Source organism: Ammoniphilus soli (assembly GCF_040813775.1).
Map to the genome: position 1 here is coordinate 172095 of NZ_JBEGDL010000006.1, position 23604 is coordinate 195698.

Below are 23604 nucleotides of genomic sequence, written 5' to 3' on the forward strand. Positions count from 1 at the left end.
TCTAATTAAACTTTCGTGGACTGTACAGAGAATGCTTGGTATCGACGGAGTGAAGCGAAAGGTCAATAACTAGACCGTCTAACTGTGTTAGGCGGTTTTTGTTTTGAGTGCTTAGCGAAAAAATATTGTTGATCATTGGCATTTTCCGCCCAATCAAGCATTAGCATAATTAATCGTTCGAATATGTATAATGAATTAAATAACCAAATGGGAGAATAGGAGGATCATATGGCACTGACCAGACAGCATTTGCTGCCGCCAGAAATGGAATTATGGCTTGCGTTGATGGCTGGTGTTTTTTGGGTTTTAACATATGTCATAATCATTTTAAAAGGGTATAAAGATAAGCGTTGCGGTATGCCATTTGCCGCTCTGTGTGGAAATGTCACGTGGGAATATATTTATACTTTCATTTTTCCCCATCCACCGCCTGCAAGTTATATTATCTTTCTATGGCTAGTACTGGATGTTGTCATTTTATTTCAATTTATTCTTTATTCCAGGGATGATCTTCCTAAACCGCTATCTGGCCGATTTTTCTTCTCCACACTCGTTACAGCTCTTTTCATCGCTTTCACTCTCCACTATTTTATTGCTCTAGAATTTTCCAATTTCGATGGCGGATACTCAGCCTATGGATTGAACCTTATGATGTCCTTACTGTTTGTTGCGATGCTCCTTCGCAGGAATGATCTTCGAGGGCAATCGATGTATATTGCCGTTTTTAAATTAATAGGTACGGTTTTCGCATCTATACTGAGCTATTCATTTTATCCGTCCTCTGTTCTCCTTATGTACCTTTATATTGTTACGTTTTTCTTCGATGTGCTTTATCTAGTCATGCTGCGAAATCGTATGAAAAGGATCAAGGTTTATTTTTGAAAGCATGAAAACAAACTTTGTTGAAGTCTTAATAAAGTGACAGGAATCCGCATCACCGCTTCGGTGGTGGGGATTTGTTTTTTGGTCAAAAAAAATAAGCCCCATAAGGGCTAGGTTAAAGGGGATGGATTGGTGCGATTACAATGTTACCGTCAGCCCCACCTACGCTGTCCGGTCATGGCGACCACGTTTGTCGCCTCTCCTGTTTACTATTATAAACGGAAAGTAGGCTTATTTATGTGGACAAGGAGTTAAGTTTCTTTGAAGGTTATGTGAAAGCCTTCAAATGAAACAATTTCATTTGGTAGTCATTCACAATTCATTCACCGCCATCTCTGAGAAAAAGGATTATACATTAATATAACTGAAGGCAGGATCGATGATCCTGTCTTTTTACTTACTTTCTAAGTGGCTTAATCTCTAAAGTTTCCCTAACATGTTATACGGAGCTTGGCTTTTTTTACTTCTACCAATCCTCATCATCCTCTTTTGGATCATAGGTATTGTATCCGGTTTCCTTCGCATAGCCCCATTGCCCTGGCTTTACCTGATCATGGGAAAGGCCAATGATTTCCAGGAAGGCCCTTACGTCGGTCTCCGCTTGCAAGAATATAGCTCTTTTAGGAATGTCGGGCTGATGAAGGTTTATCTCCCCGTTCCAAATCTCGATATTACCCCATTCATTCATTTTCCAAGTGATCATTGTTCACCTCTAATAATGACAAGTTTAATAGTATAGGTTGTCCAATTAATCACTCAAACACTCGGTGTTAATCCTCATGCGAACATAAAACGGTTATGCCGAATATTTACGGAAGTTGAAACGAAAGGAAGTTTTATCCGTATATATAATAAATGGGGAAAGGAGGAATTGGGATGAAAAGTATTAAACCAGGTCGTGGACCTTCAGCGGTAGGGGCTGCGGGAAGTTTAGGGGCAGTCATATTCGGTGTTTTTTGGACGATTATGGCTTTCAGCATTACAAGGGATACCCCGTTTCCGCTGGTTGGAATCATTTTTCCATTGTTTGGTTTCGTGTTTATTGGAATCGGAATTGCAAATACAGTATTCCATTATAAAAATGCTACATCCAAAAACAGAATGTCTCTTTTGGATATTACAGATGAGAGGGAAGAGCCAGATCCCTTAAATGTTAGGTTTAATGGCAATCGAAGCTCCTCTACATCTCAATCTACTGAAGAAGATGGTAATGTCAACGATTCTGTGCGGAAATATCAAGGTGATTTTGTCCGTTTTGCGGTACAAAGGTACAGGATGATTTTGATTTTTGTCCAAAATGCGGAAAAGACATATAAGTCTCAGATTCTCCACTTATTTAACCTAGGTGACGGATTGAGTACTAGCTTTTGTAGCAGAGTGTCCACAATCATGGGACACCCTCGTCGACATACATTTTACCTTTTCAACGGAGTGAAATTCACAATAAAATAACTGATAGTCAAAACTAAAATAACGAAAGTATAAATCAACGTCTTCATTGGATCATAATGGTCGGCGATAATTAGTCGTATCATGGCAGTAATCCCGATGTAGAGAAGATAGCGTAAAGGAAAATGATAATTCTCTTGAAAATATCTGACTATCATAGCAATAAATTCAAAATAAAGGAAAAAGACTAGGATTTGTTCCAAAAAGTGTTGAAAGTTGGTGTTATACTCAATGAAAATGGTCTTGATTAATAAATAAATTTCCTTAGATAGCAAGTAACATAAAATTAGAGCCAGTAAAATCAAGGATGCATTCAAAAAGGTCTGAAGATGTCCGGCGATAAATGATGTTTTAGGATTTACCGACTCCGCTATCCCCGTAGCTTCCTTACTTCTGCCCACATCTGCGGTTAACATGACGTTTTCCTCCATTATTTCTTTTCACCAATTTTTATTCATGAAATAAAACGGCTTCCTACTGTAAGAACTGACTCTTGCATAACGGGGGGACGATTAGGAACAATGGATAATTCCATAATATTTCGATGTTTATTTGGACCGTAATAATCCCATTCAACGTGAGCGAGCTTGAAGCCAAATGATTCTAATGCACGAATGGACGATGTGTTGGTTTCGCTGACAGTGACAAGAACTTTGCGGAGCGTGGAAAACTGACGCAGAACTCTTAAACGTGCTTCAATCAGTTTTTTGCCAATTCCATGCCCTTGAAACTCTTTGATCACATTGCTGAACAAAAGCCATCCTGTCAGCTGATACATATCAATCCCAGCACAGCTAAACCCAATTAACCGGTTATCAAATGTAGCCTTGAAAATCAGTTCGGGAAACAACTCAAAGTACTTTTTTAACTCGTGAAGATTCATGCGGTCAGGAAGAGTCATGTCTGCCAGCTGAATCATTTCTACGAAATCTTCTCTGCTTGCCGTTTCAATTTTTACATCCACCGTCCCAGCCCCCCTATTGCGTTTAACATCCTTTTTAACTCTAACAAAGAAGTATAAAGATTAAGTGGATGAAATGTAGATGGATTGTAAAATTTTATGAATGGTTAGGACGGGAATTGAATCATAATAACATCACACCATCTTGAAAGTCGAGGTAAGTGCCGTGAAATCCAAACTCCATTTTCTCACTGTATCCTGCTCGATCTTCTCTATTCTTATGGGGTGCGGGACCTATGAAGAACCGATTCAACCCAGTCGATATCAGATCGAAAATATAGACCGCAATTCAGGAGATAATGAAGATCTCCAATTTCCGGTGGATCCTTCCATTCAATTTGATGATGAAAGTATCAATCCCGACATTCCACAGAAGAATATGCCTTAATGGGCTGTTTAATCGAGGAATCTATTGCTTTCTAAATAAGCGGTGGATTCCTTGATCTTTGGTTGAATCAAAAATAAAAAGACACCAGTGAGCACGAGAATGCCTCCGACAATCTGCCAGCCGATTAGCAGCTCGCCTAATAATAGGGCCGCCAAAATCGTCGCTCCTACGGGTTCTCCTAAAATGCTCATGGAGATCGTCGTTGCATTGACATAGTTTAAGAGCCAGTTGTGAATAACATGAGCAATAGTAGGGACGATTGCCAATAAAAGAAAAATACCCCATTCCTGGGCATCATATCCACCAAGGGCCACTCCTGCAGCGATGTTGTATACAGTCAATACAAGGGATGCAAATATAAATACACAGAAGCTATAAATCCAATGGGATACTTTTTTCACTATGCTTTGTCCGATTAATAAGTAACCGACAACCGCAATGACGCTCAGAAAAGAAAGGATATCCCCAATAATGGCTTCCTTACTTAATCCGAAGTCGCCCCAGCCTACCATCACGGCACCGGTAACTGCTGTTCCCATCGTTATCAATGCAGAAACGGTTGTTCGTTCCCCAAACAGAAAAAAACCGCCTACCAACGCTACAATGGGTTGCAAGGCGAGAATGATGGTCGAACTTGCTACTGTTGTGAACTTCAAAGAGCCGAACCAAAGGGCGAAATGCAAGGCTAAGAACAAACCTGAAAAAAATAAAAAGTACCAATCTTTTTTTGGTATATTTCGAAGTTCCTCTCGTTTTAGCCAAACCATCGGTATTAATAGTATAGATGCTAGCCACATGCGATACATACTTAAAATAGTGGCTGGTGCATCTGACCATTTCACGAAAATAGCTGCAAACGATATGGCGATAATAGAAATGACTAATGGCAAGCCGATCGCTCTTGAATGGTCTTTCTGTTTCACTTTTCTCCTCCTTTTTTTTCTTTCTATAATATACCATAACTTAAATTCCCATGATAAAATAGCCCTCCAGCTAACGGAGGAATTATCAAGACATTTTCACTCATCCTGAAAAATACGGAATACCAACAAGGGAATAGATACTTATTTGATTGCTCACTTTTTATGTATGAGGGATAGATTTGCAAAGGTTTAAGCGATATAACAATCTAAAAAATGATGAACCCCTTCTAGAAGGGCTCATCATTTTTTGTGTTTATGACTCAAGCAGTCCCATAATTTTTAGAAGTATTTCCTTTTCCAGAAAATCAGGGCTGTAATACTGGAAAGACAGGCAGAAATAATAATGGCTACAAAGAAAGCGTGGGGGTATTCCTGAAAGGGAATCGGTACGTTCATCCCATAAAAGCTGGCGACCATTGTGGGCAGCGATAAGATAATGGTAATAGAAGTTAAAAACTTCATTACAATCGTTAGATTGTTGGAGATAACTGAAGCAAAAGCATCCATCATTCCGCTTAGTATCGTGCTGTACGTTTCGGCCATGGAAATGGCCTGCTGGTTTTCCACAATCACGTCTTCTAAGAGTTCCTGATCCTCGTTAAACATCGCCAAATAATTTCCCTTTAGCATTTTTTGCAGAACGATATTATTTGATTTAAGTGAGGTGGTGAAATAGACCAAGCTCTTTTCAAGATTTAATAAGGAAAATAGCTCTTTGTTTTTCATGGATTGGTGCAGTTCGTTTTCGATATCGTTAGTCATCTTGTTGATTTGTTTGAGGTATTTTAAATAATAAGTGGCAATTAAATATAAAATCTGTAGGGCAAATCTCGTTTTTTTGCTCGTGGAGAAACGCTTCACCTTATTTTTGAGAAAATGTATGAAAATAGGATTCTCTTTCAAACAAACCGTTACAAAACATTCATTGGTTATAATGATTCCCAGCGGAATGGTATCATAGATTTGCGGTTTGCTTTCATCCTGCAAAACGATAGGCATATCTATAATGATTAAGACATGGTTTTCGTCCTTTTCGATCCGGGACCGTTCTTCCTCATCAAGAGAATCTTTAATATCGTCTAAGGGGATTTGCAATTTCGATGTGACCAGATTTATTTCTTCTTGGTTAGGTGCAATCATATGAACCCAACAGCCGCTGGTTATTTCATTTGTTTCCTGCAGGATTCCCGCATCTTGGGTTTGATAGATTGTTAGCATGTGAAAACACCTCCTCTTCAGATTGGAGGAAGTCACGAAAAGAAATTACCTATTCATAAAGGAGTTGATGCTTACATTTGGAATCAAACTTCCGAAATGAGGCAGGTTCATGACTTCCTCATTCGGTTCCGGTTCGGGTTCGTTGTAACTTCGACTATCCATGAGAGCATCATCCCCTTCTTAAGATAAAATGATTTACCTTCATAATAACCCTATAAATGGAATTTGTACACTTACGCTATATAAGTATAATAGTCAGACCAGGTGGATAGAGTGAGGATTATAGCAACTATAAGGGTAATCAGGGGAGATTTTTTTGATTCGAAACTTGGCCATCACTCATAATCTTGAACTCTTACGAGATTTGCCGATAGAAAAGTTATCCGATCTTGAAATCGCTTGGTATTGGGTTGATTTTAACGAACCCTCTGAAGAGGAAAGTATGTTGTTATCCAATCATTTTCATTTCCACCACTTGGCGGTTGAGGATTGTTTTAACTTTCTGCAACGTCCGAAGCTCGATTATTATGAGGGATATGACTTTTTTGTCCTGCATGCTTTAAATTATAAGACATTAGAACCGATCGAAGTGGATATGTTTATTGGAGAAAAATATATTATTACCTTTCATTTTTCACCTTTGCGGGAGGTAGACACCGTTTGGCATAGAGTAGAATCTAATGCAGAATATTGGGGTAAAGGTTCGGCTTACATATCTTATATGATAATCGACAAACTGGTTGATGATTACTTCCCAACGGTTTATCAAATCGAGGACCAGTTAAGTGAAATAGAAAATAAAGAAAAAAAGCAATCCATACGAATACTCATGGATGAAGTGTTCGATATTAGAAGCGATTTGCTACATTTGCGGCGTACCATTGTTCCGATGCGGGATTTGTTATACCGCATACTGAATTCTGATCGCATTAAGGAAATTCAAGAGCACAAGCCATACTTCGCTGATATCTATGACCATTTGCTTAAACTCACGGAAATGATTGACTCTAACCGTGACTTAACTTCGGATATGCGCGACAGTTATATTTCTATTACGTCTAACCGTATGAATACCATTATGATGACCCTAACGATTATTTCTTCTATCTTTATCCCTTTGACCTTTATTGCAGGGGTTTATGGGATGAATTTCCAGTATATGCCAGAATTAACTTGGCGTTACGGTTATTTTATCGTTTTAGGTGTGATGGCCATCGTGGGTATAGGGATGTTCTTATGGTTCAAGCGAAAAGGATGGCTCGATTATTATAAATGAGTCAAGGCACGCCACGAAACCTTTCAGTGCTGAACTTCGTCAAAGTTATAGTTTCTCCACGTATTTAACCGATCAAAAGTAAGGAGGGGCATTATGCAGAAATTTTTGCAAATTTATTTTGATTATACATGACCTTTTTGCTATACGGAGACGGTGTCTCTCAAACCATTGGAACAAAAAGGGGTTCATGTGGAATGGAAAGCTTGGCGGATGCCTGCGGATGCCAATCCACCTGCAAAACCTGATGGATATATGATGGAAGCTAAGCAATTTATGAAGAGTTTATTTGAGGAGCGAGGATTAACGATTCAAGCTCCGTCCCAGAAAAGGGATACCTTTCTCGCTCATGTAGGTGCCAAATATGCCCATTTAAATAGGAGATTTAATGAATATCATGTCCGACTATTCCAAGCGGTATGGGAAAAGGATGAAGACATTGAAGATATCGTTGTTTTAAGTGCGATCGCAAAGGAAGTTGGTTTGGACACCAATGATTTTAAAGAAGCCTTGGCGAATAAAGAATACATAGAAATGGTAGAACGTGATTTCACATTAGCCAGTAAAAATCACATTTGGACCATTCCTTCATATGTAGGTGCAAGCGGTGAAATCCAGGTTCACCATTTTAAAGACATGCCTAGCTTGGAGCAGCTTAACCGCTTAGTTGAGGAATAAAAAATAAAGGCATCTTCTCTGATTAAGGGAAGATGCCTTTATTTTTTATAGGATTGGACCCGAATTTCGCCAAACAACCCATGCGCTGATTCCATATAAGAGGGCGCTAGTGCAAAACAGCGCTTGGATGGTCAGCCAGTCGATCACATAGCCGCCAATCAGGACAGCCAACCCGGAAGCGACCGAGGTCCAGAAGTGATAAGAGCCGATCGTTTCTCCGCGGGCACCAGGTTTCGTATGGTCAGCCAGGAGCTGCCTTTCGCTCATTTTTTGCATGGCATTGCAGGCTCCCATCAGCACTTGCAGGAGAATCACCCACAAGTAAGAGGAAATCCAGGGAAAAGCGAGCATGGCTATCATCATACCGAGGGAGCTGAGAGTGAGAAGCCGTGGGCTTTTTTGATCCAAATGACGCTGAATCCATTGCGAGATCGCGGCAGAGCTAATGGTAAACACAGCAAAAGCCAAGCCATACTTTGAGTAGCTATTCCCCAGATTTTTCAGAAAAAGCAAGTAGTACGGATAAATCATGCCAGCGGACAGGGTAAAAAGGCTTTGGGATCGAATGAGCCAGTTGACGGGCATACCATTATTCCCCCTTGTATTGTTCATAAAAATAGTTAGTGAAGATCTCTTCTGGATCATAAAGCAACTTCTTCGCAAAAAACTCCTTGTACCGGGGATAAACGGTTTGGAATTGCTCGATGCTGGGATAAGCCGCGTACGGGAGATAATATGACCCCCGATGGGCAATTACGGTATCAATAATCCTTTGGATACTGTGCTTAAACTTGATTTGCTCTTGATCCGATAGCGGGACGTTAAACAAGCAAACGAGGGCGAGCATATCTTCTTTGGCATAGGAGAGCACGGCTTCCTCATCGCGATTCACATAACGAACGGTAATGTTCAATAGATTCAGCTCTTCTTCATGCAAGATCAGCTTTAGGTTTTGTACAAAGTCAGCAAACTGTTCGACGGGGATAAAATACTCCTGCAGCAGATCGTTTTTCCCGATTTGCCTATACTCCATAAATTCCGACTCGGAGCCCATGGCTTGATTACGGCTGATCAGAGAATTCTGCTTCGTGCGAAAGTAGTACTTTTGTGCCTGCCAGAAAGAGTCCTTCCCCCCATCGAAAGACCGGTTCAAATGAAAAAAAAGCTTGGTGGGGATGACCCATTTTTCCCGGAAATTCAGCGGGAGGTGCGATTCTAGCGGAATCGAGGGCTCGATGGAATAGTTGATCGCATACATTTCCTTCAAAAAGCTTCCAGGGGCTACGGATAGGCGGGCGATATGCATGCGGATATCCGGATTTGCCAGGACGCGGTCCAAGAAATAGCGGCTATATTCCTCAACAGTAAGCTCATCGATGGTCACCGCATACATCGCATCATCCGTAAGCCTCAAAGTCACATCCAAAATCAAGCCAAACAACCCATAGCCGCCAAGCGCCAACGGAAACAGCTCGGAGTTCTGCGTACGGCTGACTTCCCAAATCTCGCCCTCTGCCGTCAACAGCCGAAAGGATTCTACGGAAGAAATCATTGAACCATGGCGAATATCACGCCCATGCGCATTAATGCTTATGGAACCCCCAATCGTAAAAATATTTTGGGATTGCATCGTCCTCACGGATAACCCATAGGGATGAATTGCTTCTTGAATATCCCTCCATGTGGCTCCGGATTGGACGCGTATGGTTTTTGCGCGCGGGTCAAGGGAAAGGATCTTGTTATATGGGGTCATATCGATCACAATGCTGTCCTTGTAGTAGGTGTGCCCTCCTTGACTATGACGCTGGCCAGCGATAGATACCTTGAGTTTTTTCTCTTTGGCTTCTCTTACGAGCGTCATCAATTGCTCTTCTTGTCTCCCTGGTATGACACGATCCACTTTGACAGGATGAAGACGGCTATAATCGGTGATCAAATAAGGATCTTGATCGGGGAGATTAGTATGTACATACTGGAGTATGCATAAAAGGGTTAACAAGCCTAACGACAGGGCTTTTTTCATCATTAACCTCCAGGCCATCGCTCTTGCCAACAGTATAAGGGAAGATGGAAATAAAAAAAGGTACCAACTTTTTATGGTACCTTCATGAGGTTCTGCTGCGTCATCTGGATACTTTTCAGAAAAACGGAAAATATTAAATCGTAGCATAGCAAGAATTCCAAATTTTGAGGTGACTACTTCATGGAACAAAAATCGTTTGATCAATTAATACATAATCATGAAGCTTTATCGAGAGACCAATTAATTGACATCTTGTCCTATATTGAAGAAAAAATAGAGAACCAAGATAGTGCTATGATGGGATTATCTAACCCTAGATTATTGGCGAATTTTCAGGCATTCGCTCAAATATCCCTCAATCTTCTAAAAGATCATCCTACTCAAGATATAACTCAATGGGTAAAGGAAGCAGCATATGGGATTGATTCCATTTCGCGCCGTGAGTTGCAATCGGATTGAAGGAATAGCGGCTCTTCAGCAATTAAAAAAGAAACGACCGATTTCGTGTCGTTTCTTTCGAAAAAGAGGATTTAATGAGTGTACCTTTTGGTGCTGGAGGTATTATATAGTATGTAAGCAAGTAGAATAAGGCATTAGGCAAACGTGGATTTTTTGTGAAATGTGTAACCTCATTTGGGTTTAATCAATGAAAAAGAGGAGACATGATTAGTCTCCTTTTAGTAAGCCCAACCTGTGCGGCTAACAATGACTAGAAGTACGTAAAGGACAAGGATAAACGCAATGCTACCTCCAACATATCCAGCAGCTGCTCCCATAATTACACCCCCTTAAATAAAAGGAAATAGGAATGATAGGATGGAATTGAGATTGGATAAATTAGTATGCCCAGCCCGTGCGGCTAACAATGACTAGAAGTACGTAAAGGACAAGGATAAACGCGATACCTCCGTATACACCCGCTCCTGCTCCACAAGCACTCATTAGATAGTGCCTCCTTTCATTCGGGATACTTTATCATATGTCATATTCAAGACAATGGAAGGGCGGATTTCCTAGTCATTAGCGGATATTCGTTAGTTTCAAGTTGTGCGAAAGAAGAATTATATAATGGTACAATCGTCTAGTCCCCCCATTCCCATGGATTAATAGTATATATTAGTTTAGCAAATGAGGGGGGTCCACATGGGATTATCTTATCATTACTGTCGAAATTTTATTGGGCACGCGGTGATTGCGCATTGTGCGGGAGGAAGACGGTACTATGGCGTAGTGGAATCTGTCAATTCGGATCATATCGTACTTAGAGGAATCGATCCTGGAGCCGTTCCGGTAAAAGCTAAATCGAACAAATTAAAAGTCCAGGGATCGGCTCAATCCGAAAAGCCTGAATATCAAAACGTTCAGTATTATGGCCCCGGTCCTTACGGCGTCTATCCCGGTTACTATGTATTGCCCTTGTATACTTTGTTGGCACTATCATTATTGTGGATTTAAATATTAGTACGAAGAAACAAGAGCCCCTATTTTCAGGGGCTCTTGTTTCTAGTTTTGCTTAGTGCAAGGGAAAAGAGAATAAAGAATAAATGAGCTTGCTTTAACAGAGAGTTCCATTCGTTATGAAAAACATCTTATTCCATATCATGATTGCCATCTCTAGTTGCTTTGCAGGAATTTTCCTCTACCTAATCTCCCTTTATTTGGTGTGGGGACAAAGCCTTGGAGGAGAACTTTCTTCCATTCTATAACGATCATCCTCCAAATCCATCAAAGATCTCCGGGAAAGTGTGTGTCTTCTAGGGGTAATTCCTTGCTTTTGTCATTGGAGCTGAACATAATAGAAGAAACTATGTTTTGTCAAAGGAAGAGACTACCCATGAATAATAATCATGATTTAGATCAAGCGGCTTCCAGATTCATTGCCATGCTAGATGAGGAAGAAGCTAGGATAAAAAGACAAGAATCCAGGCTTTGGACCAGGATCGATTTGCCCATGTCTCTTGAAGAGGCCCTTTCTATGTTGACGAAGGATGAGCTGGGTCACATAAGGAAGAATTTGAATATCAAAAACGTCAGTCAGCTTTCTAAGCAAGAGCTGGTGAAGGAGCTCGTTCGCCAGATTCCGTTGCATATGGAATCAAAGATTAAGCTCTTTGACGAATCTAGGCATGATTTGCTGGATAGTTTAGCGGATGGCGATGGACTATTATTTGATTTTGATCTTGAGGATGACCAAGTCGAGTACTTCAGAGGGTTTGGCCTGTTTTTTTCCGGTTTGTATAAGGATCAAAAGGTTTTGTTTATGCCTAGGGAAATCTCGGTAGCCTTCAAACAGATGGAAGAACATTCACTGCATGCTCTTGTGGCGAGAAATACCGAGCACATTCATCTCACGCACGGATTGCTTTTCTATTACGGCTTGCTTGAATTCGACCAACTGGCAGACATGGTAAGTGGGTAAACAGGTAGAAAACAGTCACTGCCTGTCCCTGCTGCTTGATGCATCTTCTTACTATCAGGAATTTCAGCGCAATGCAGACGATTTTATTCACTATAGGGTCGGGGACTCCGACTGGCTAAAGATGTAGCAGGAATCCAGATCCAATCTGGACTTTTACCCTTTTCCCAAGGACCAGCTGCTTCAAGCCTCCATACCGGAATTCGTCGACCGCAACCCTTTTTATCAATCCTTTCAGGAATTTATCGAGAAGAAATGCGGTATTCATGAGGAAGAAGCGGATGTGCTCGTCCGAGATGTAATGGAGGGGATCCTTAACGGAAACGAATTAGGGGATATCGTGCCATACCTCCAAAGTGAACTGAAGCTAGAAAAGCTCGAACAGGTACAACATCTGGTCGATCGGTTGGTTGCTTTGATGAACAATACGAGACAATGGATTCTGAAGGGATATACCCCCAAAGAGCTAGCGTCTAGAGAAAGAAAGTCTTTGCGTCCTTTACCGGAAGATGGCGGAAAGGTAATCGATTTTCGAACCAAGCAAAAAGTGGGCCGAAACGATCCATGCCCGTGCGGGAGTGGAAAGAAGTTTAAAAAGTGCTGTGGGAGATAGGGCATCAACAGGACCAATGCCCATTGCTTAAACAAAAGACGCACCTATAAAACAGGTGCGTCTTTTTATCGAGATTCTTTTTCTATGAAACATCGATAAATCGAAGGGGAAAAGATGCTTCAATTTAGGGACACATGAAGATGCTCCCCCATATATTGAATTATCTGTATACAGGAATCTGGTTAATGTAGTATAATCCTAGCAGAGTACTTTGAATTAGGAGAGCATGATCCATGAGTATCGGAATCGTATTAATGGGGCTAATGATTGGTTTTTTGGTGGGTTTGACTGGAGTTGGAGGAGCTGCTTTACTTACTCCGGTGCTAATCATGTTAGGAATTAGCCCTTCTATTGCAGTGGGAACAGATCTTCTTTATAATTCGGTAACCAAATTATTTGGATCCATTCAACATTGGAGACAAAAAACGATCAACCTCGAATTGATGAAGTATCTGGCATTGGGAAGTATTCCAAGTGCTATTTGTGCAGTTGGATTACTACATTTATTTGATTCGTTCTTTCATAATCAAGAACAAATCATCAAGCATGCATTAGGGTACGTATTGATTTTTGTTGCATTAGCTACTCTCATCAAAACGTTTATGAAGAATACAAAAGAATTCAGCAGTATTCAAATGAAGCCTTTGCATGAGAAGCGCGGTTTGACCATTGCGATCGGCGCTGTATTGGGATTTTTAGTGGGCTTGACCTCGATTGGTTCAGGATCCTTGTTTGCTCTGGCCATGCTCTATCTCTATAGATTAACTGCATCAGAGTTAGTTGGCACAGATATAGCTCACGCTTTCCTTTTGGTTTCGGTCGCTGGACTATTGCATGCAGGGATTGGTAATGTGGATTATTTGCTGGCTGCTAACCTGTTGATTGGTTCCATTCCTGGTGTTATCGTAGGCAGTACGCTATCTGCAAAAGTTCCAGCGAAACCTTTAAGAACGGTAATGGCGATGATTATTCTGCTCAGCGGATGTAAACTGGTTTTTTAGCAACTGAAACAACGGAAAAGAAGCGCCTTGTGTTTTTAAGGCGTCTTTTTTTATGGGGAACCAAAGGAAGTCATTTTACAGGCCCCATACTACCTATGGTTACTTTCACGGACACCTTGATGTCCGCTTTGGACAGAGAATTGATAAAAATATATTGCATTTAATGAAAAAAATATACGTGCCACCCATTGGCCGAAGCGGAACAAAATGAAAAGAGCAACGGTTATTCCAAACCAAAGGAAGCGAATAATATATGTATAGGCAATACCCATTATTTTTCAGTAAACGATATTTTTTCCATATAAAAGATGGAAGTCCGATAAAAATAAAGTAAGATCCTTTTTCAAGGATCTTTATCTTTTTTTAAAGATTTACTGAAAGGAGCTCCTAACATGGTACATATCCTATTTGACCCATCAGCATTGGCTAGTTAAAAGGCGGCATTGATTGATTTAGATAAAGAAAAAGAGGAAAGAGTTCATGCGGAAGGTAGTCTTGAAGCGATGGGATTTTATAGTGTGCGATTAAAATTACGATAAAGGAGTTAATAATGAAACAATGGACGAAAGAGATTGTAATAAATGCTCCAATTGAAGTGGTTTGGAAGCTATTTGATGGTTCGTTCGCTAACATGCAAAAAATTATGCCTCAAGTTGTTGAACACAAGCCTGTCAAAATAACAGAGGAAGGGGTTGGGAGTGTTTTTCGCCAAAAATATAAAGAAGGTAACCGAATTGAAGAGTATGATATAAAAACTCTGGAATTTTTAGATGACGAGAATAATAAAAAGCTAAAAGTCGGTTTTACACTTGCAAACATGTTTGAGATTACCGCTCTCTATGAACTGATTCAAATGAATAATAAAACTCTTTTCAGATATACAGTAACTAACCGACCCTTAAAATGGTTCGTAAAATTACTGTTGTTGTTTGCAAATGAAAAAGTAGTCATTCAATTTGTAGAGCGAGTTAAAAGAGTAGCTGAATCCGGGGACCAATAGCTATATTGATGATTGGAGAGAAGCAGATGATACTATACAAGCAGGAGCAAAATAAATAGGAAGCAGGAGGAAAGGGGGGATATTCAATGAACTATTACCGGGAAATCAATCCCCTCTCGACGTGAGAGGGGAAATTGCTGATTAAGGATTATTAGCTAAGAGGTTAATGGGAATTTTCTGTCAGGTTCAATATGAATGTGTACATTTGAAACATTATGCTTTTCTAACATTAGTTCTTCAATCTTATCACAGATATCATGACACTCCACAATATCTATATTCGGGTCAACATGTATAACTACATCGACAAATATATCTGTGCCATTGCTTCGAGCCTTTATATCATCAACGACTCTAACGTCCTTAATTTGCATAATAGTTTCTGTGTATCGAGGTAATTCTTCTTCGTCAAATCCATCTGTTAACACATGAGCAGATTCACGAAAAATTTCCCACGCGGTTTTACAGATCATAAGACCGACAACAAAAGCTGCAACAGGGTCTAACCAAGGCATATCTAGTTGGGACCCTAGAATTCCGACCGCTGCACCGACACTTACCCAGACATCAGAAAGATTATCTTTTGCCGCAGAAAGCAAAGCTTGACTGTTTGTTTTGAGTGCTAACTTGCGGTTGTAACGATAAACCGTATACATAACAGCAGCACAAAATATAGCAATCCATGCTGCGAAAGAATTCGGTGGAGCAGTTACTGTGTTATTGAATACCTGTTGCAATGTCTTGAACATAATATTCAGACCAACACTAATCATAATAAAGGACGCAACTAAGGAAGCAATAGATTCAGCCTTAGAATGTCCATAGGCATGATTTGCATCTGGCGGTCTCTTCGATATTCGAATTCCAATTAATATCGCAATAGAGAGGATAATATCAGTCGAATTATTTAATCCATCGGCTGTCAGCGCTTCGGAATTTGAAATATATCCGATAATTAATTTGATGATAGATAGAAAGATATACGCCCCTATACTTATCCATACCCCATACTCAACTTTATTGTTCACGTTATTCAGAACCATTAATTTTTCCTCCGGTTGATCTATACTTAGTGATTATAGCAATGGAAATTTATGTGGGTCTAGAGAAATGTTTTTTCATAAATAAAATACTTTTTTATCTGCGCATACTATTTGCGCTAGGCAAACTATATGTATGATGGCTATCCCAACGTTCCGATATGCTCTATAGTTGATCACAATCATGCAAAGTTTTAAATAAATGAGTAATATAAAAACAAAAAAGTTCTCTCAGAAAGAGAACTTGATAGAATTTTATTATTTAAGTAACAATGAAAACGGTGTCTCTTTCGATGGCTTTTTTTGTTTTTTAGGGGAAAGATATTTAATGGAAACTTTTCCCTATTATTAATTCTTGGCTTTCGGGACAGTAGGAGAAAATTTTAATTGGTTAATCCTATCAGCCCATAGGGACGGGGATCGAGTTCCCGCCGACTACGGTAAAGAGATTTTCAACTATTATTTTTGAGACTCTCTTTTAGTTTTTTTGCCTTCCTTTCATATCTTGTTCAACAATTTTTTCTAATTCAGACCAAGTTGTTATGCGTGGAATTTTTAGATGCCTGTTATAGGATGTATCTTTGGCATATACCTTTAAGGGGATGTCGGATAATGTTTCTAATACAGCGGGTTTATCATCAAAGTAATAATCCAATCCCAATTTTTCAATAATATGCACTTTTTCCGAATCATTCATTCCATAATAGAATCGGCTTTCCTGAACGGGGAAGCCTTTTTCTTTTAACCATTTCATGGTTCGCTCCCCATGCTCCTTTTTTCTGGCGGTTATGTAATAGATTTCGTGACCTTGCTTGTCTAATTCTTGCAGCGTTTCTACAGCATGTGGAAATGAAGGACAGGAAGAGTAATAAATTTCGTCTGCAAGATTCATCCACATCCGGTTTCCTTCCTCAGCAGATAAACCAAATGCCTCATGGATTTCCAGCGTTTTTAAGGAATTAAAAACATCTAAAGATACATTTTGGTTCAACTTCTGATTGTACAAATGAAATGCATGTTCCCTTAAATTAATAAGAGTATCATCGATATCAAATCCAAATTTCATTATTTTAACCCCAATCATGTTCAGATGTCTTGTGAATCTATGATACCAGCTACCTTAGCTGCCTGATAATAAAATACCATGGTTGAAATCACTTGAAAATATTCCAGCAATGCTCAACTGTAATATGAGCCGTGCCACTGTGTTTTATTAGCGAAGCGTTTTGGGGAGAAGTGAGCAAATGGCGGCAATTCCTGAAATCACTGCGGCAATGTCACTTCAAAAGTGGCACCTGTTCCCAGTTTTCCGGATACTTGAATATCTCCTTTATGAATATCGATGATTTTTCTTACGATCGCTAAACCGAGGCCATTCCCTTTTACAGATGAATTGCGAGCTTTGTCAACTTTATGGAACGGCTTAAAAATATTTTTCCGTTCTTCTTCCGGAATTCCGATTCCATTATCCGTTATGGAGACAATGTGCTGATTATTTTTCATGACCGCTTCGATTAAAATTTTCCCTTGTGTTGGAGTGAACTTTATACTATTGCTCAGCAGATTCACCCACACCTGACTAAGCTGGTCTTCATCCGCTTGAACGGTAAGAGGTTCAAGCTGAAGCTCGATTTCGATTTGCTTTTCCGACCATAGAGGCTCCAATGCAATCATAACCTTTCGAAGCTGCTCATCCAATCGGTAACGACTGACCTTTAACGGTTCATTCTCTTGCTGCAAAAAAGACAGACGAAGCAAATTCTGACCTAACCGCGATAATCTCTCGCTCTCTTTTTCGATGATGGTTAAATAATGGAGGCGGCTTTCCTCGCTCATTTTCTTCTGCTTTAACGCCTTGCTAAACCCTGAAATGGAAGTTAGAGGAGATTGAATTTCATGGGAGACGTTGGATACAAAATCTCGACGCATTTGATCCAGCTTCGCTAGTTCATTTGCCATCTGGTTAAAGCTAACGCTTAATATTCCGATTTCGTCTTTGCGGTTAGTGGGCAATACCACATCGAAATTTCCTCTCGCCATCCTTTTGGTTGCTTCCGTTAGCCGAAGAATGGGAGTTACGAGATAACGTGCTGCAACAAGAATTAGAAAACTTCCTAAAAACAGAATCAGGACGTACATCAGATGAACGGAATTCATGAGTTCCTCGTCCACACTATTCCTCTTCATCGTGACAAATAAGGCATAAGGCTGACCATCCGCCTGAAACGGAAGTCCGATGACCGGAAGGGTAGCCATGTGGCCAGCGCTATGGGTATCGCTTACCTTCTCGCCTGCAATCACACGCTTAATATCATCCGGTTGAACCTGAACCGTCCACTCGCTTTGGTCAAGCAGGGGCTTACCGGTCTGATCGTAAAGTTGGAGATGGGTAAAGGAAAGACCGGATAGGTTTTGCATAAACGGAACCAATTGTGCAGAGGGTGTGGATTGATAGGTGTGTATCATTTGATTGCCGTTCGTGGCAAGAATCTCTTCTATTAAAATTTGAGCTCTGCTGTCAAACAGCCAGGAACTCAGAATAAACGCCGCGAACAGGCTAAACATGACAATGCTGACAAATATGAGAACAATGCGAGTATACAGTGACTTCATCGCGTATAAACCTCCAAAAACTTACAGCGGTGAGCGGTATCATCCTCCGCGAATACGTTTGGCATATTGAATCCTCCCCTTGTTGATCCCAGTTAATGAAATGAAGAAGCTTCATATGATTTTATTCGAAGTCGTTTCTGCATTTCCTCTCTGGTCTTATCTGAAAATCCTTATTTTATCTATAAGACGTATGGGCTTCTATGAACACCATAAATCAGCTTTGTGAACTCCATATGAACGGAAACATAGAAAAAGGCATCTTGGTATTTACCACGATATCAAGGTGCTTTACAAATCGAAGTTATGAGGTTCTTAAGAATGGAGAATTGGGAATTATCGGGAACTTTGAACAATAGCTATGGTCTAGCCTTATCAGAGTAAAGGAGGGAATATTCGAGTGGGATTCTGAAGAAAAAACGTCGAATTAACTTCACAAGGGTTAAATTGAAAAGGATCTGCCATGGAAAGCTCACCATGGCAGATCGCATATTACGAGGATGACTCCCACTCTTGGCTGAGAAAAGCATATTCTTCATCGCTAAACATCCGCATCGCCAATCATCTAATCCGATTGAGGATAGCGCGTCGGCGCGCTTCCATCGCAGCATCCGCCGGATAGATGGAAGAGGAGAGGACCATGTTGACTTTTTAGCTTCTCGATTAAGATGAAAGCTTCCTCTGTTGCCAGGACCTTTAGAATCATCAGGAACCTCCTTCCTGCCAAAGGATATCTTAACGAATGGAGATATCCTTTGGTATTAGAAGAAACCAAGGGCGTTTGGGCTGTAGCTGACAAGGAGGTTCTTCGTTTGCTGGTAATGGTCAAGCATCATTCGATGGTTTTCACGACCAATACCAGACATTTTATATCCGCCGAAAGCAGCATGAGCAGGGTAAGCATGATAGCAGTTCGTCCAGACCCGACCCGCTTCAATACCGCGGCCCATACGGAAGGCGGTATTCATATCGCGCGTCCATACGCCAGCACCGAGGCCATAAAGCGTATCATTGGCTATTTCGAGGGCATCGCTGGCATTTTTAAAGGTAGTCGCGCAGACGACTGGACCGAAGATTTCTTCTTGGAAAACCCTCATCTTGTTATGGCCGAATAATACAGTGGGCTCCACATAGAATCCGCCAGCAAGATCACCCTCAAGCTGATTTCTTTTTCCGCCGGCAAGAATTTCAGCACCCTCTGCCTGGCCGATGGAGATATAAGAGAGAATTTTATCCAATTGTTCGCTTGAAGCTTGCGAGCCGATCATTGTAGTGGTATCAAGAGGGTTACCTTGGACAATCTTCGCTACGCGAGCAAGGGTTTGTTCCATAAATTGATCATAGATCGACTCTTGAATAAGGGCACGAGAGGGGCATGTGCACACTTCGCCTTGGTTCAAGGCAAACAGGACAAACCCTTCTATCGCCTTGTTGAAGAAGGCATCATCTTTGGCAAGGAGATCCTCAAAGAAAATATTGGGTGATTTGCCACCAAGCTCCAGCGTGACGGGGATGAGGTTCTGGGATGCGTATTGCATGATGAGACGTCCTGTCGTCGTTTCGCCAGTAAAGGCTACTTTTGCAATGCGGCTGCTAGTAGCTAATGGTTTGCCGGCTTCTACGCCGAAGCCATTGACAACGTTAACTACCCCCGGAGGAATCAAGTCGCTTATGAGCTCCATTAAGACAAGAATGGAAGCAGGTGTTTGTTCTGCTGGTTTGAGTACGACACAGTTGCCGGCAGCAAGGGCTGGCGCGAGCTTCCAAGTTGCCATGAGAAGAGGGAAATTCCAAGGAATAATTTGTGCCACCACACCAAGCGGCTCTTGGAAATGATAGGCTACTGTATTGTTATCAATTTGTGAAAGGGAGCCTTCTTGGGAGCGAATACATGATGCAAAATATCGAAAATGATCAATCGCAAGAGGGATGTCCGCTGCCAGTGTTTCGCGGATAGGCTTCCCATTATCCCAAGTCTCTGCTACAGCAAGCATTTCAAGATTGGCTTCGATTCGATCAGCAATCTTGTGGAGCATGTTGGCTCTTTCGGTGACGGAAGTACGTCCCCAAGCTGATTTAGCTTCATGGGCCGCGTCGAGTGCAAGTTCAATATCTTCTGCAGAAGAGCGTGGAATTTCACAAAATACTTGTCCTGTCACAGGCGTAATATTATCGAAGTATTGTCCCTTGACAGGTGCGACCCATTGGCCGCCGATGAAGTTCTCATAGCGTTTTTTAAAGGATACTTTTGAGCCGGCTTGATTGGGTTGTACATAGATCATCATGGATCCCTCCTAAGAAATTGTTTTTACACTTGTTATGAGTAGCAAGAAGTGTGCCAAGTTGGAAACGCATTCAAATTAGACATTGTAGGACGAGGAAGTGTATCGCATGTTCCATTGTAGAACATGATTTTTGTATCGGAGGGATACAAGGATTCCGCGCGTTATTTGTTTAAGGAATTAAAATTGCCATTGAGGAGTGATGGGCTTGTATTCTGTCTGGGAAATGGATTCATTGTAGAAAGAATAGAGGGCTTCGCTATCAATTAGAGATAGGGCCTTTCTTTTTCCCTTCTGATGGAATCCATAGCGGAGGAGACACAATGCGGACATTTAGACCAGAGATTATCATTCCATGCTATAATGGGTAGTAAAGCTTGAGGATCGAGAGGGATTATATGGCTATCCTAACGCCCAAAAATATTTTGCACCCTGAAGTAGCACTTACATGTAACACGAAAATTACAAATGGCACACATATTTTATATGTTTCTATGGATAAGGAAAAGTACTTAGAAAATGCGTTTCATTTTATATCTAGCGGGTTGTCGTTAAACCAGGGAATCATCTTTGTAGATGAACAGTCTGTTTTTCATGCTGTCCAGCAAAGGTTAACTGAAAAAGGATATACGAAGGAACAGCTGGAGACCATTATTTTTAATGATCATGATGAATTCTATAAAACGAATGAAATTTTTGATACGGAGAGTGTCATCCGTACATTTTCAAGTCTGTTAGAGCCCTTATTGGAACAAGGTCCGATTAGACACTGGGGTAAGGTAAAGTGGTTAGATGGGCAAGTTGACCTTTTGGAAAAGATAAAAAAATACGAAATGTCTGCAGACGAATTTATAAATCAAGTAAATTCCTTTGGAGTATGTGCCTATGATGGCATGAAGCTCCCATTGGATCTTTATATGGAACTCATGAAGCATCACCAATACATCATGACGGATACAGAGTTCACCGTATCCGGCTTTTATAAAGAGGAAAAACTTTCTCCCTCCGTTATGATGGAGGCAAACTATGTGGAGACGATCTCTCACCTCCAAGCCGCGCATGCTCACTATTTGCATTTTATAGAAGAAATGCCGGATGCTACTTTCATCATATCAAGCGGAACGATTGTCTATGCGAATAAATCAGCATTAAAACTCATGGAAGCTGAGCAAAAAGAGCTTTTAATAGGAAAATCATTACGGGACCTGACCGATCCTACTTTTCCTGGTGGAATGAAGGAAACCGGTTTTAAAGCTGTTGAACAAATACTAAATACATTAAAAGGAAAAAAGGTTAATGTAGAGGTTTTATCGTATCCCTTTGTTTTTGAAGATTTACAAGAAGCTACGATTTCCATCGTAAGGGATATTCGGGAACGAAAAGAATATCAAAAGCTGCTTATCCGAAATGAAAAGTTAGGAATTGCCGGTCAACTGGCTGCGAGCATTGCCCATGAAATCCGAAATCCGCTGACAGCAATTAAAGGGTTTCTGAAATTAGCCAATGAAGGAACGAATAATTTTACAGATTTCCAACCCATTATCGATGCAGAGATTGACCGGATTGAAACCATCGCAAGTGAGCTTTTAGTCTTGGGCAAGCCCGTTTCCTTAGAAATGAAAAAATCAGATGTCGGCAAACTTCTTAATGACGTATGCATTTTAATGCAGTCTCAAGCGAATATGGAAAATGTTTTGATAGATTTTAGAGAAGTGGATCGCCACCTCTACTGCGAATGCAATGAAGAACAAATCAAGCAAGTTATTATGAATCTAATAAAAAATGCTATAGAAGCCCTTGAAGATGGCGGGTCGATTTGGATCTCAGCTTATTCTCATCAAGATGAAGTTATCATTAAAATAGCAGATAATGGAAAAGGGGTTCCCGAAAATATTAAAGCCAAATTAGGTGAGCCTTTCTATACCACAAAAGCTAAAGGGACAGGGCTCGGATTAATGATTTGTTATAATATCATCAGCCAACATCAAGGACAAATCCATTTTGTTTCCAGAGAAGGAGAAGGCACTGTCTTTACTATTCAACTTCCCTTATTGAATGATTTCCAAAAATAAAGAAATGGGGCTTGAGTCTAAAAGCAACTTACTTTGAGACTCAAGTCCTTTTATTTATGGGCTGAAACCAATATACGGTTAAGAATTGGGAAGATAAGGTCTTGGAATAATACAACAGGACAAACATTTTTATTCAAGTGAGGTTGAATTCGTGAAAGAGGAATTGTTAACGATCTTGTCAAAGCCGATACGGGATTTGCTGCAAAGAGAATGGGTAGATTCAAAGGGGCAGAGGAGAACAGTATTGGATTCTGTTTTGGAGGATGCCGGTTCATACGGCTTTAATGCAGAAGAAACGTTGCCTTGCCTGCATGCAGCTTATTATGTGTTTGAATCGACCGGATACCCGGAGAGCTTGGATGAAGGCCAAAAGCTGTCGGTCGGGTTTGGAGTCGCCTACCGATCGGCCCTGAAGTTGCTTTCATACGGAAAGTATAAAGCAACAAGGACCGAAGCGGGCTGGATGCAGTATGAGAGGATAAACACTTAGACAGATGAGGGTAACGGGCTGGTTCTAGTCAGCCCGTTTATGCATTTGGGTTAAGGCTAGTCAAGGGATTCTCCTCCGCAACGGAGTTTGATATTTAAAATTTGAATATTTGTTGTATTGTGGATATATCCCCTCCGCTTATTTCAGCTGAAAGGTTCCCGTTTTTAAAAATATTCGGACTTCCTCCTGTTATCTGAAACCAGCCTTCTAGATATTCATCCCAGCTTTTGGGACAACCTCTTTTTTTATTTCTTTTTATAGTACTTTTGTAACATTTTACCTCCT

General features: G+C 40.6%; 27 protein-coding genes and 2 pseudogenes. 15 read left to right on the forward strand and 14 right to left on the reverse strand.

Going from position 1 to position 23604, the window contains the following annotated elements; genetic code table 11:
• The first annotated feature begins 228 nt into the window (after positions 1 to 228).
• A complete protein-coding gene (locus ABLT31_RS14545; protein WP_367752744.1) occupies positions 229 to 882 on the forward strand; it encodes a transmembrane-type terpene cyclase in 654 nt (217 codons plus the stop codon).
• A 466-nt stretch (positions 883 to 1348) separates the two neighbouring features.
• Here ABLT31_RS14545 and ABLT31_RS14550 read toward each other — a convergent pair whose 3' ends face one another.
• The gene (locus ABLT31_RS14550; protein WP_367752746.1) at positions 1349 to 1585 is read right to left on the reverse strand and encodes a hypothetical protein; all 237 of its coding nucleotides are present in this window, start codon (positions 1583 to 1585) and stop codon (positions 1349 to 1351) included.
• A 173-nt stretch (positions 1586 to 1758) separates the two neighbouring features.
• Between ABLT31_RS14550 and ABLT31_RS14555 the strand changes: the two genes are divergently transcribed.
• Positions 1759 to 2334, forward strand: coding sequence for a hypothetical protein (locus ABLT31_RS14555; RefSeq protein ID WP_462976492.1), 576 nt, complete (start codon positions 1759 to 1761; stop codon positions 2332 to 2334).
• Here the strand turns inward: ABLT31_RS14555 and ABLT31_RS14560 are convergent.
• Together ABLT31_RS14560 and ABLT31_RS14565 are read right to left on the reverse strand one after the other, a co-directional pair.
• Positions 2298 to 2747, reverse strand: a complete 450-nt coding sequence (locus ABLT31_RS14560) for a phosphate-starvation-inducible protein PsiE (protein WP_367752748.1) — start codon at positions 2745 to 2747, stop codon at positions 2298 to 2300. The genes ABLT31_RS14555 and ABLT31_RS14560 overlap by 37 nt on opposite strands.
• A gap of 38 nt (positions 2748 to 2785) precedes the next feature.
• Positions 2786 to 3295, reverse strand: coding sequence for a GNAT family N-acetyltransferase (locus tag ABLT31_RS14565; protein WP_367752750.1), 510 nt, complete (start codon positions 3293 to 3295; stop codon positions 2786 to 2788).
• A 142-nt stretch (positions 3296 to 3437) separates the two neighbouring features.
• Between ABLT31_RS14565 and ABLT31_RS14570 the strand changes: the two genes are divergently transcribed.
• Positions 3438 to 3680, forward strand: a complete 243-nt coding sequence (locus tag ABLT31_RS14570; protein ID WP_367752752.1) for a hypothetical protein — start codon at positions 3438 to 3440, stop codon at positions 3678 to 3680.
• Positions 3681 to 3688: 8 nt separating this feature from the next.
• Here ABLT31_RS14570 and ABLT31_RS14575 read toward each other — a convergent pair whose 3' ends face one another.
• Both ABLT31_RS14575 and ABLT31_RS14580 read right to left on the reverse strand, forming a co-directional pair.
• Complete coding sequence (locus ABLT31_RS14575) at positions 3689 to 4603, reverse strand: DMT family transporter (protein WP_367752754.1); 915 nt, start codon at positions 4601 to 4603, stop codon at positions 3689 to 3691.
• 279 nt (positions 4604 to 4882) lie between these two features.
• Complete coding sequence (locus ABLT31_RS14580) at positions 4883 to 5821, reverse strand: magnesium transporter CorA family protein (RefSeq protein WP_367752756.1); 939 nt, start codon at positions 5819 to 5821, stop codon at positions 4883 to 4885.
• 316 nt (positions 5822 to 6137) lie between these two features.
• On the opposite strand from ABLT31_RS14580, the gene corA reads away from it, so the two are divergent.
• Both corA and ABLT31_RS14590 read left to right on the forward strand, forming a co-directional pair.
• Positions 6138 to 7097, forward strand: a complete 960-nt coding sequence (corA, locus tag ABLT31_RS14585; protein ID WP_367752758.1) for a magnesium/cobalt transporter CorA — start codon at positions 6138 to 6140, stop codon at positions 7095 to 7097.
• Between the two features lie 144 nt (positions 7098 to 7241).
• Positions 7242 to 7772: pseudogene (locus ABLT31_RS14590) on the forward strand (DsbA family oxidoreductase); the annotation flags it as partial.
• 45 nt (positions 7773 to 7817) lie between these two features.
• Here the strand turns inward: ABLT31_RS14590 and ABLT31_RS14595 are convergent.
• Both ABLT31_RS14595 and ABLT31_RS14600 read right to left on the reverse strand, forming a co-directional pair.
• Positions 7818 to 8357, reverse strand: coding sequence for an MFS transporter (locus tag ABLT31_RS14595; RefSeq protein WP_367752760.1), 540 nt, complete (start codon positions 8355 to 8357; stop codon positions 7818 to 7820).
• Between the two features lie 4 nt (positions 8358 to 8361).
• Positions 8362 to 9795 carry an FAD-binding oxidoreductase gene (locus ABLT31_RS14600; protein WP_367752762.1) on the reverse strand — a complete coding sequence of 478 codons (1434 nt, stop codon included), beginning with the start codon at positions 9793 to 9795 and terminating at the stop codon, positions 8362 to 8364.
• Between the two features lie 180 nt (positions 9796 to 9975).
• On the opposite strand from ABLT31_RS14600, the gene ABLT31_RS14605 reads away from it, so the two are divergent.
• Complete coding sequence (locus ABLT31_RS14605) at positions 9976 to 10254, forward strand: hypothetical protein (RefSeq protein ID WP_367752764.1); 279 nt, start codon at positions 9976 to 9978, stop codon at positions 10252 to 10254.
• Positions 10255 to 10472: 218 nt separating this feature from the next.
• Here the strand turns inward: ABLT31_RS14605 and ABLT31_RS14610 are convergent, their stop codons facing one another.
• Together ABLT31_RS14610 and ABLT31_RS14615 are read right to left on the reverse strand one after the other, a co-directional pair.
• Positions 10473 to 10571: a sporulation protein YjcZ gene (locus tag ABLT31_RS14610; protein ID WP_367752766.1), complete on the reverse strand. Its 99-nt coding sequence runs from the start codon at positions 10569 to 10571 to the stop codon at positions 10473 to 10475.
• A 61-nt stretch (positions 10572 to 10632) separates the two neighbouring features.
• Positions 10633 to 10737 carry a sporulation protein YjcZ gene (locus ABLT31_RS14615; protein ID WP_367752768.1) on the reverse strand — a complete coding sequence of 35 codons (105 nt, stop codon included), beginning with the start codon at positions 10735 to 10737 and terminating at the stop codon, positions 10633 to 10635.
• 201 nt (positions 10738 to 10938) lie between these two features.
• On the opposite strand from ABLT31_RS14615, the gene ABLT31_RS14620 reads away from it, so the two are divergent.
• The 6 genes from ABLT31_RS14620 to ABLT31_RS14645 all read left to right on the forward strand — a co-directional run bounded on the left by ABLT31_RS14620 (position 10939) and on the right by ABLT31_RS14645 (position 14825).
• Positions 10939 to 11250, forward strand: coding sequence for a hypothetical protein (locus tag ABLT31_RS14620; RefSeq protein WP_367752770.1), 312 nt, complete (start codon positions 10939 to 10941; stop codon positions 11248 to 11250).
• A 379-nt stretch (positions 11251 to 11629) separates the two neighbouring features.
• Positions 11630 to 12214 carry a hypothetical protein gene (locus ABLT31_RS14625; protein WP_367752772.1) on the forward strand — a complete coding sequence of 195 codons (585 nt, stop codon included), beginning with the start codon at positions 11630 to 11632 and terminating at the stop codon, positions 12212 to 12214.
• Complete coding sequence (locus ABLT31_RS14630; protein ID WP_367752774.1) at positions 12207 to 12341, forward strand: hypothetical protein; 135 nt, start codon at positions 12207 to 12209, stop codon at positions 12339 to 12341. The genes ABLT31_RS14625 and ABLT31_RS14630 overlap by 8 nt, the downstream gene beginning before the upstream one ends.
• Before the next feature lie 171 nt (positions 12342 to 12512).
• Entirely contained in the window at positions 12513 to 12824 is a 312-nt protein-coding gene (locus tag ABLT31_RS14635) for an SEC-C metal-binding domain-containing protein (protein WP_367752776.1), read from the forward strand.
• 233 nt (positions 12825 to 13057) lie between these two features.
• A complete protein-coding gene (locus ABLT31_RS14640; protein ID WP_367752778.1) occupies positions 13058 to 13825 on the forward strand; it encodes a sulfite exporter TauE/SafE family protein in 768 nt (255 codons plus the stop codon).
• 550 nt (positions 13826 to 14375) lie between these two features.
• Complete coding sequence (locus ABLT31_RS14645; RefSeq protein WP_367752780.1) at positions 14376 to 14825, forward strand: SRPBCC family protein; 450 nt, start codon at positions 14376 to 14378, stop codon at positions 14823 to 14825.
• Positions 14826 to 14980: 155 nt separating this feature from the next.
• Here the strand turns inward: ABLT31_RS14645 and ABLT31_RS14650 are convergent, their stop codons facing one another.
• From ABLT31_RS14650 to exaC, 5 genes and pseudogenes are all read right to left on the reverse strand, one after another.
• A complete protein-coding gene (locus ABLT31_RS14650; RefSeq protein ID WP_367752782.1) occupies positions 14981 to 15853 on the reverse strand; it encodes a cation diffusion facilitator family transporter in 873 nt (290 codons plus the stop codon).
• Positions 15854 to 16343: 490 nt separating this feature from the next.
• Positions 16344 to 16931: a 5' nucleotidase, NT5C type gene (locus tag ABLT31_RS14655; RefSeq protein ID WP_367752784.1), complete on the reverse strand. Its 588-nt coding sequence runs from the start codon at positions 16929 to 16931 to the stop codon at positions 16344 to 16346.
• A 197-nt stretch (positions 16932 to 17128) separates the two neighbouring features.
• Complete coding sequence (locus tag ABLT31_RS14660; protein WP_367752786.1) at positions 17129 to 18478, reverse strand: sensor histidine kinase; 1350 nt, start codon at positions 18476 to 18478, stop codon at positions 17129 to 17131.
• 565 nt (positions 18479 to 19043) lie between these two features.
• Positions 19044 to 19181, reverse strand: a pseudogene (locus ABLT31_RS14665) (DUF779 domain-containing protein); the annotation flags it as partial.
• Between the two features lie 55 nt (positions 19182 to 19236).
• Complete coding sequence (exaC, locus tag ABLT31_RS14670; RefSeq protein WP_367752959.1) at positions 19237 to 20757, reverse strand: acetaldehyde dehydrogenase ExaC; 1521 nt, start codon at positions 20755 to 20757, stop codon at positions 19237 to 19239.
• Between the two features lie 126 nt (positions 20758 to 20883).
• Here exaC and ABLT31_RS14675 point away from each other — a divergent pair, with 126 nt between their 5' ends.
• The 3 genes from ABLT31_RS14675 to ABLT31_RS14685 all read left to right on the forward strand — a co-directional run bounded on the left by ABLT31_RS14675 (position 20884) and on the right by ABLT31_RS14685 (position 23319).
• Entirely contained in the window at positions 20884 to 21027 is a 144-nt protein-coding gene (locus ABLT31_RS14675) for a hypothetical protein (protein ID WP_367752788.1), read from the forward strand.
• 128 nt (positions 21028 to 21155) lie between these two features.
• Positions 21156 to 22829, forward strand: coding sequence for an ATP-binding protein (locus ABLT31_RS14680; RefSeq protein WP_367752790.1), 1674 nt, complete (start codon positions 21156 to 21158; stop codon positions 22827 to 22829).
• 151 nt (positions 22830 to 22980) lie between these two features.
• Positions 22981 to 23319 carry a hypothetical protein gene (locus ABLT31_RS14685; protein WP_367752792.1) on the forward strand — a complete coding sequence of 113 codons (339 nt, stop codon included), beginning with the start codon at positions 22981 to 22983 and terminating at the stop codon, positions 23317 to 23319.
• Positions 23320 to 23604: the final 285 nt, after the last annotated feature.